This window comes from Synechocystis sp. LEGE 06083 (genome assembly GCF_015207725.1).
Taxonomy (GTDB): domain Bacteria; phylum Cyanobacteriota; class Cyanobacteriia; order Cyanobacteriales; family Microcystaceae; genus Synechocystis; species Synechocystis salina.
The window spans coordinates 1-7,275 of record NZ_JADEWJ010000196.1; the positions used below are offsets into that span (position 1 = coordinate 1).

6 protein-coding genes are annotated in these 7,275 nt (G+C 47.4%); 4 read left to right on the forward strand and 2 right to left on the reverse strand.

Going from position 1 to position 7,275, the window contains the following annotated elements; all coding sequences use genetic code 11:
* From IQ219_RS14025 to IQ219_RS14035, 3 genes are all read left to right on the forward strand, one after another.
* A partial coding sequence (locus tag IQ219_RS14025; protein ID WP_194073017.1) for an EAL domain-containing protein occupies positions 1 to 483 on the forward strand: 483 nt, incomplete at its 5' end.
* Positions 484 to 521: 38 nt separating this feature from the next.
* Positions 522 to 1,790 (forward strand): glucosylglycerol 3-phosphatase, encoded by a 1,269-nt coding sequence (gene stpA, locus IQ219_RS14030; RefSeq protein WP_194073018.1) that lies wholly within the window; start codon positions 522 to 524, stop codon positions 1,788 to 1,790.
* A 122-nt stretch (positions 1,791 to 1,912) separates the two neighbouring features.
* Positions 1,913 to 3,004 (forward strand): ABC transporter ATP-binding protein, encoded by a 1,092-nt coding sequence (locus IQ219_RS14035; protein WP_194073019.1) that lies wholly within the window; start codon positions 1,913 to 1,915, stop codon positions 3,002 to 3,004.
* Positions 3,005 to 3,169: 165 nt separating this feature from the next.
* On the opposite strand, the gene IQ219_RS14040 is transcribed toward IQ219_RS14035, so the two are convergent.
* Both IQ219_RS14040 and IQ219_RS14045 read right to left on the reverse strand, forming a co-directional pair.
* Positions 3,170 to 4,381, reverse strand: a complete 1,212-nt coding sequence (locus IQ219_RS14040) for a family 10 glycosylhydrolase (RefSeq protein ID WP_194073020.1) — start codon at positions 4,379 to 4,381, stop codon at positions 3,170 to 3,172.
* A 14-nt stretch (positions 4,382 to 4,395) separates the two neighbouring features.
* Positions 4,396 to 5,985, reverse strand: coding sequence for a glycoside hydrolase family 57 protein (locus tag IQ219_RS14045; protein ID WP_194073021.1), 1,590 nt, complete (start codon positions 5,983 to 5,985; stop codon positions 4,396 to 4,398).
* A gap of 167 nt (positions 5,986 to 6,152) precedes the next feature.
* Here IQ219_RS14045 and IQ219_RS14050 point away from each other — a divergent pair, with 167 nt between their 5' ends.
* On the forward strand, positions 6,153 to 6,848 hold the full coding sequence (locus tag IQ219_RS14050) for a phosphate ABC transporter permease (RefSeq protein ID WP_194019190.1): 696 nt from the start codon (positions 6,153 to 6,155) through the stop codon (positions 6,846 to 6,848).
* Positions 6,849 to 7,275: the final 427 nt, after the last annotated feature.

Consider the following 7,275-nt stretch of genomic DNA (forward strand, 5'->3'; position numbering starts at 1 on the left):
GATCTGATTTCTATTTTGCGGCTCGGCACCCAAAAATATGATGTTAGTCCCCAACAATTGGAAGTGGAATTAACCGAAACCCTCTTGGTGAAAAATGTCCAGGATTCCATTGACCAGTTGAATGGGCTCCGGGCTGGGGGCTTCAGCGTGGCGATCGACGACTTTGGCACTGGTTATTCTTCCCTGAGTTATTTGCAGCAGTTCCCCTTTGACGTTCTGAAAATAGATCAAAGCTTTATTCGTCACATTGATCAAAACGCCAAAAACAAAACTATCACCGCCTCGATTATCAACCTGGCCCACGAACTGGAGTTGCGGGTCATTGCCGAAGGGGTGGAAACCTGGGCAGAATACGATACCATTGCGGACATGAGGTGTGACGAGTTGCAAGGCTATCTTTTTAGTCGTCCTCTACCAGTGGCGGATTTTACCGAGTTGTTAAGCCGGGGCACGGACAGTCCTATTTTGCCCCTACGCCGCTGATAGTCCAGTCAAGATGCGAAAAATTAATCAAATTAATAATGGTATTACACCAACAACGTTTCTCCCTCGACCATGGAGCTTTTTGTCAAACCTTAGTCCAAACTGAAAATTTACTCATTGTCCAAGACCTGGATGGGGTTTGCATGGAGTTAGTGCAAGACCCCCTCAGCCGTCGGATTGATGCTGATTATGTCCGGGCCACCACTCTCTTTGCTGACCATTTTTATGTGTTGACCAATGGGGAGCATGTGGGAAAAAGAGGAGTACAGGGCATTGTGGAACGGGCCTTTGGGGATGTATCTTTTGTGCAACAGGAGGGTTTATATTTGCCTGGCTTGGCGGCCGGAGGAGTACAATGGCAGGATCGTCATGGCAAGGTGAGTCATCCCGGCGTGGGGCAAACGGAGTTGGAATTTTTAGCGGCGGTGCCCCAGAGAATTACCAATTGCTTACAGACTTTTTTTGGCGATCGCCACCATTCCTTGTCCCCGGAGCAGTCGCAAATGGGCATCGATGCTTCGGTTTTGGATAATGTGGCTTCCCCCACAGCGAATTTAAATACCTTGGCTAATTTGTTACAGGACACTCCGCAAATTTACCGGGATTTACAGGAAACCATGGCCCAATTATTGGACCAACTAATGGCAGAAGCAGTGGGTCAGGGTTTGGGTAACAGTTTTTTCGTCCACTATGCCCCTAATTTGGGCCGGGATGAACAGGGTAAGGAAATTATTCGTTGGGCCAAGGCGGGGGATTCCGGCACCACTGACTTTCAGTTTATGTTGCGGGGGGGAGTGAAAGAAGCGGGGGTTTTGGCCTTGTTGAACCGTTACTACCACAATCGGACGGGGCAATATCCTTTGGGGGAAAGTTTTAGTGCTCGCCAAGCCCCCCCATCCCACCAGGACTTGTTGCATTTGGTGAAAACGAAATTTGATCTGGACTTGATGCCCCTGATCATTGGGGTCGGGGATACGATCACTAGCCAGGTGGATGAAACTACCGGGGAAATTCGACGCGGCGGAAGCGATCGCCAATTTTTGCAATTGATCCAAGACTTGGGAGATTTGGGAAATCAGGGTAACTTAGTGGTGTATGTGGACAGTTCCCAAGGGGAGGTGAAAAACCGTCAACCCCTACAACTAGAAACCGTGGCAGGGCAAACCCAAGTGGTGGCAGGCCCTGGGGATATGCGGGATCGGGAAGATCCATTGAAAATTAATGTGGCTTTTCCTGGTGGCCATGACCAATATGTAGCGGCATTTAAACAGGCGGCCCAGCGCCGACGAGCCTATTTTTCCCACTAGTTGCAGTGGTTGAGCCGTCCTCTGTGGTCGCCCCGGGTTCCCCATTGCCGGGGAGTTATGAACGGGATTGCACCAGTTAGTTTTCACCGTTTGATTTTTTTGTTGTATCGTAATTTTTGCCTATGGCTAGTGTCAGTTTTGAACAGGTAACTAAACAGTTTGATGATTATGTCGCCGTTAATAATTTGAATTTGGAGATTGCAGACGGGGAGTTTTTGGTGTTTGTGGGGCCCTCCGGTTGTGGCAAAACCACTTCTCTACGACTTTTGGCCGGGCTGGAAACCGTTAGTCAAGGGCAAATTTGCATTGGCGATCGCCGGGTAAATGAACTATCCCCCAAAGATCGGGACATTGCCATGGTGTTCCAGTCCTATGCCCTCTATCCCCACATGAGCGTCTATGACAATATGGCCTTTAGCCTCGATTTACAGGGCAAGTCCAAAGACGAAATTAAGCAACGGGTGTATGGTGCCGCTGAACAATTGGGCATTGAAAAACTACTACACCGCAAACCGAAAGAATTGTCTGGGGGGCAACGGCAACGGGTGGCAGTGGGTAGGGCCATTGTGCGTAAACCCTCCGTATTTTTGATGGACGAGCCCCTTTCCAATTTGGATGCCATGCTCCGGGTGCAGGCCCGCAAAGAAATCAGCAAACTCCATAGCGATCTGACCACCACCTTCATTTACGTTACCCACGACCAGGTGGAAGCCATGACCATGGGCGATCGTATTGCCGTGATGAAGGATGGCATTCTACAACAGGTGGATAGCCCTGCTAATTTGTACAATCAGCCCGCTAACCTATTTGTGGCCGGTTTCATTGGCAGTCCTGCCATGAACTTCTTTCAGGTAGAAAGATCAAGTCAAGCAGGGGAAGAAAAACTCAATTTAGATGGTGTGGCCCTACCATCACCAGAAACCGTAGCTAAAAACGGCGATCGTGCCGTTATCCTCGGTATTCGCCCTGAAAATATTTACCATCCCCAGTACTTACCGCTAGAAATTGAGCCACTGGAATTACCCGCCACTATCAACTTAGTGGAAATGATGGGGAATGAATTGATTGTTTATGCCCAAACCGCCGCCGGCACAGAATTTGTGGCCCGCATTGACCCCAGGGTAAATATTAAACAAAAAGACTCAGTTAAGTTTGTGGTTGATGCTCACCGCTTTTACTACTTTGATCGGGAAATGGAAACGGCGATTACTTAGAACTTGTTGGTGAAGCTTTAGTTTTCCCCTAAATTACCTGGGGCTGGAGGATTTGTATCCAATCTATCCCCAAGCGTGGGTAGTCAGGAGAGCTTTTCAAGCACTTTCTCAAAGGGTTAGTCACTTTTCTAAATCTTCCCAGTTGTTACCCAATGAGCGATCAAGTTAACGGTTGAGCTGTCGATACAATCTTTGCCACTGTTGCCGTAAACCGAAGGGATTAGGGCTGGTTTCCGCTTCCAGATTCCATAAACTTTCATAGAAAAAGAAAGAGGTGCCAGCAAAACCTTGATCATCAACCCATTGGGCTTGCTGTTGAATTCTTTGGGGAGGAATGGGACGATTTTTTAATCCGCTTAGGATGCCCACTACTACGGGAATTTCTGTTTTAGTTTGTTGTACTAAAGATTGTTGTAATTCCCCGGTAAAAGAGGCTTGTTTTTCTCGGTAAATCTGTAGAACCAACTCATCCACCACTCCGGCTTGATGCCAAGTTTGCCAATCTAACAGAAAGCAATTTTTGGAAAAGGTTTGGGGATTGGGGGAAATGGAAATGATCAAATCCGGTTTTACTGCTTTTAAAATGGGCGCTAAACTCTGGACATAGCGACTAATTTTAGCCGATCGCCAATCGGTCCATTGTTGCCAAACGGGGTCGGAGCTAACGCAGTTTTGATTCAGGTTTAACTCAGGGGCCGGGGGCGGTTCATTGCCTGTCTCTTGGCGGTATAACTCAACAGTGATGGGGTCATAACCAAAATTGTAGGGATAACCAAAATGATCGTCCAATTGAATGCCATCTATATCATAACGACGGACTAAATCCACCAATAAGGCAGTAATTAGCTGTTGTACTTCGGGATGGAGAGGATTTAACCACACCCGAGGGATAACGCCCCCTTCGAGCCAAATAGTTTCCCCCTGAGCATTGGCGGTCAACCAATGGGGATGGTTTTTGATCCACTCACTCTCCGCCGGGGCCATAAAGCCAAATTCAAACCAGGGAATAACCCGCAAAGATTTTTCTTTGCCTAGGCTAATTACCTCCGCCAACATGTCCCGATCGCCTAGTTTGGGATCTTGACTTTGCCCTAACCATTGTTGGGCCACGGCACTAGGATAGAGGGTATGGCCATCGTTCCACACCGTTGGGTACAGGGTATTGAAATTGGTGCTTTTCAAGTCGGCGATCGCCGTTTTTAATTGAGCGGAATCATAAAGCACATTGCTATCGACATTGGTCAACCAAACTCCCCGAACTTTAGTGGGGGAAGCGAGGGAATTTTCCCACAGCAAAACTGTGCCAACCATGAGGCTAACTATCAGTAAGAATAATCCTAAACCCCGCAAGAATTTTCGAGAATAAAACTTAAACATTACATAATTTAAGTTTAAATCGGTCGATAAACTCGATAGTTGATGCTAGGAAAAATATTGTCCATAACTTCTACCTTTTCTAGCCAACCCGCATCCACCTTGCCAGCCCGAATATCATCAAACAATTTATCAAAGCGCAACAGATGGGAACGGGTACGGCGTACCGCATAGGGCACCATGGTTCCCGTCCGCATAATAAACGCCCAGTCGGAGGATTGGGCCAGCAACAATTCCCGCGCCGCTTGGTTTAAAGCCCGTTCTTCCAGCTCATCCACCGCCTCTCGATAACTCAAGTCGATCATACGCTCAGCAGCTTTATGTAGGTGGGGATAAATCCAAGCATTGGTTTCATTAAGCCAATATTCATGGAAACCTTTATAACCCCAACTGGATTGGGAAGGACGACAAACCTGTTGGTTGGGATTCCCCCGCAGATAGTCCGCCAAATGGGTCATCTCAAACGTGTCTTGATCAAACCAGGATTTGCGGAATAAATAGTCAATAAACCACGGGCCTTCGTACCACCAATGGCCAAACAGTTCGGCATCGTAGGGGGACACGACCAGGGGAGGACGTCCCATAATGCCCGCTAGGTGACCCACCTGCTGCTGGCGATTGTACATAAAGTTAGCAGCGTGTTCAGCGGCCTTTTCCTTGGCCCAGTAGGGATCGTACCAAGCCTTTTCCGACAGTCCCCCATCCCGACTGGTGATTTTGTGATATTTGATGCCAATATTTTTCCGCTGACCGTTGGGCATGATGTAGGGCTTGATGTACTCATATTCCGCTTCCCAACCCAAATCTTTATAAAATTCTCGATAAACTGGATCCCCTGGATAACCCACCTGGGAAGACCACACCTGTTGGGAAGATTCATGGTCCCGGCCAAAGGCGGCCACCCCAGTTTCAGTAAAGATGGGGGCATAGGTGCCAAACCGGGGTCGGGGACGGGCGTATAAAATGCCATGGCCATCTACCAGAAAATACCGCAGACCCGCATCGGCCAGCATTCTTTCCACCCCTTCGTAATAGGCACACTCCGGCAGCCAAATGCCCTTTGGCGATCGCCCAAAGTTTTCTTCATAATGTTCGCAAGCTACCTTAATTTGGGACCACACCGCTTGGGGATACATTTTCATCAAAGGAAAGTATCCATGGGTGGCACCACAGGTAATAATTTCCAGATTATTGCTGTCTTGAAACTGTTTAAAAGCTGTGACCAAATCCCCGTCGTAACGCTCCCAAGTTTCCCGAATGGTGGCAAATTCCTGGGCGTAGAAATTGGCTAAATACTGTAGATGACCGTTATGTTCATTACGAACAATTTCTTTTTCTAATAATTCCTGCAACAAGGATAAATGGGCTTCATAACGCCTTTGCAACAGGGGATCCCGGAGCATAGAAACCAACGGCGGCGTCATGCTCATGGTAATTTTAAAATCTACCCCATCCCGCTTCAAACCTTCAAATACATGGATAAGGGGAATATAGGTCTCTGTGATGGCTTCGTATAACCATTCCTCCTCCAAAACATAATCGCTTTCTGGGTGCCGAACGAAGGGAAGATGGGCGTGGAGGACAAGGGCAACATAGCCAAGAGCCATAGGAGTTACGCACCTGATGCGGGATAGTACAAAGTTAGTGGCTAACTTGTAGCCAATCTTATCAAAATATGGCCCGGGAAAACTTTGCCTCAGATGGCGGGGATCGGGGGGGAATCATTTAGCCAAGCTCGATATAATACACCCCATAGCCCATTGCTTCCCCTACCATGCTCATTCCCCTTACTAAAGAAACCTTTGACCAAGTGGTACCTGTTATTGCTACTGGTGCCCAGTATTCCTATGCCTGGGGTAAGGTCTATAACCTTTTAGCCAGATTACTGATCTCCCTCTTAATTGTGGTTTCTATTTGGATTGTGGGCTTAATTTTTGGGCACGGAGCCCAGGGAGTGGAATTGGTCTGTTTCATTATCGGCGGCATGTATTGGCTTTGGTGTCCAGTTTATGTGGCCAGTGTGAGGAATAATCAATACCGTCGTTTTCCCTATGTGGGTTTTTGGCGGGGGGAAGTGCTGGACATTTTCATCACCGAAGAATTAATTAGTCAAACCCAGCAGGCGGATCAGTTTGGGCAGTTGGTGCTGGTGGAAAATATTGAGCGGCGCATTAACCTGGAGGTCGGCGATCGCCAGGGATTTTCGGCGGTGGTGCAGGCTCCTGTACAGAAAACGTACAAAGCAATTCGGCCGGGCATGGTGGCGGAAATGTTGTTGTTCTCTAAAAATGCTGAGTTGGAGAGGGTTGGCAAATTAAGTGACCTCTATCTACCCCAGCTAGACCTCTGGGTGGGGGACTATCCAGTGGTTCGTCGGGATATTTTTCGCGACATTAGCAATCAGTTCGGCTCTTCATCTCCCCGTCGTCGTCGGTCTCCATCCTTGGGTGCCTCTGGCCAATTTCGTTAAGTTTGGTTACGCAATTGGGCTAGTTTCCGGCTGTTGAGCAAAAATTCACATTTATTTATCTTTCATTGGTCTTTTCTGGTCAATGGACTGTTTCTCCGATTGAAACTCCGGTGCTGACCACGGGGATCGGACAGGATTTAATTAGTTCACTGACTCTCTATTTTCCTCTGCTAATTGCCGTATGGCTTTGCTATCAAGCTTTTAAAGCCTAATTCTTTTTAGTACAAACCTCGTTTTTGTCTTGGCCCCATCTTTGGCGATCGCCATGAGTAACTATACCCAGGCAAATTATTTTATTTTTGTCTTACTTTAATAAAATTAAAAACACAAATTTTTTTTCTGGGGATTTTAATACCGTGAATAAGTTTTAAAGCCAATGAAAATGAATTTAGGACTTTAAAATGCCATTTAAGCCACATTAATACCC

Bases quoted from the DNA above. Each gene is read 5' to 3' on its own strand.
- stpA (WP_194073018.1), top strand. From the start codon at position 522: ATGGTATTACACCAACAACGTTTCTCCCTCGACCATGGAGCTTTTTGT.
- IQ219_RS14035 (WP_194073019.1), top strand. From the start codon at position 1,913: ATGGCTAGTGTCAGTTTTGAACAGGTAACTAAACAGTTTGATGATTAT.
- IQ219_RS14040 (WP_194073020.1), bottom strand. From the start codon at position 4,381: ATGTTTAAGTTTTATTCTCGAAAATTCTTGCGGGGTTTAGGATTATTC.
- IQ219_RS14045 (WP_194073021.1), bottom strand. From the start codon at position 5,985: ATGGCTCTTGGCTATGTTGCCCTTGTCCTCCACGCCCATCTTCCCTTC.
- IQ219_RS14050 (WP_194019190.1), top strand. From the start codon at position 6,153: ATGCTCATTCCCCTTACTAAAGAAACCTTTGACCAAGTGGTACCTGTT.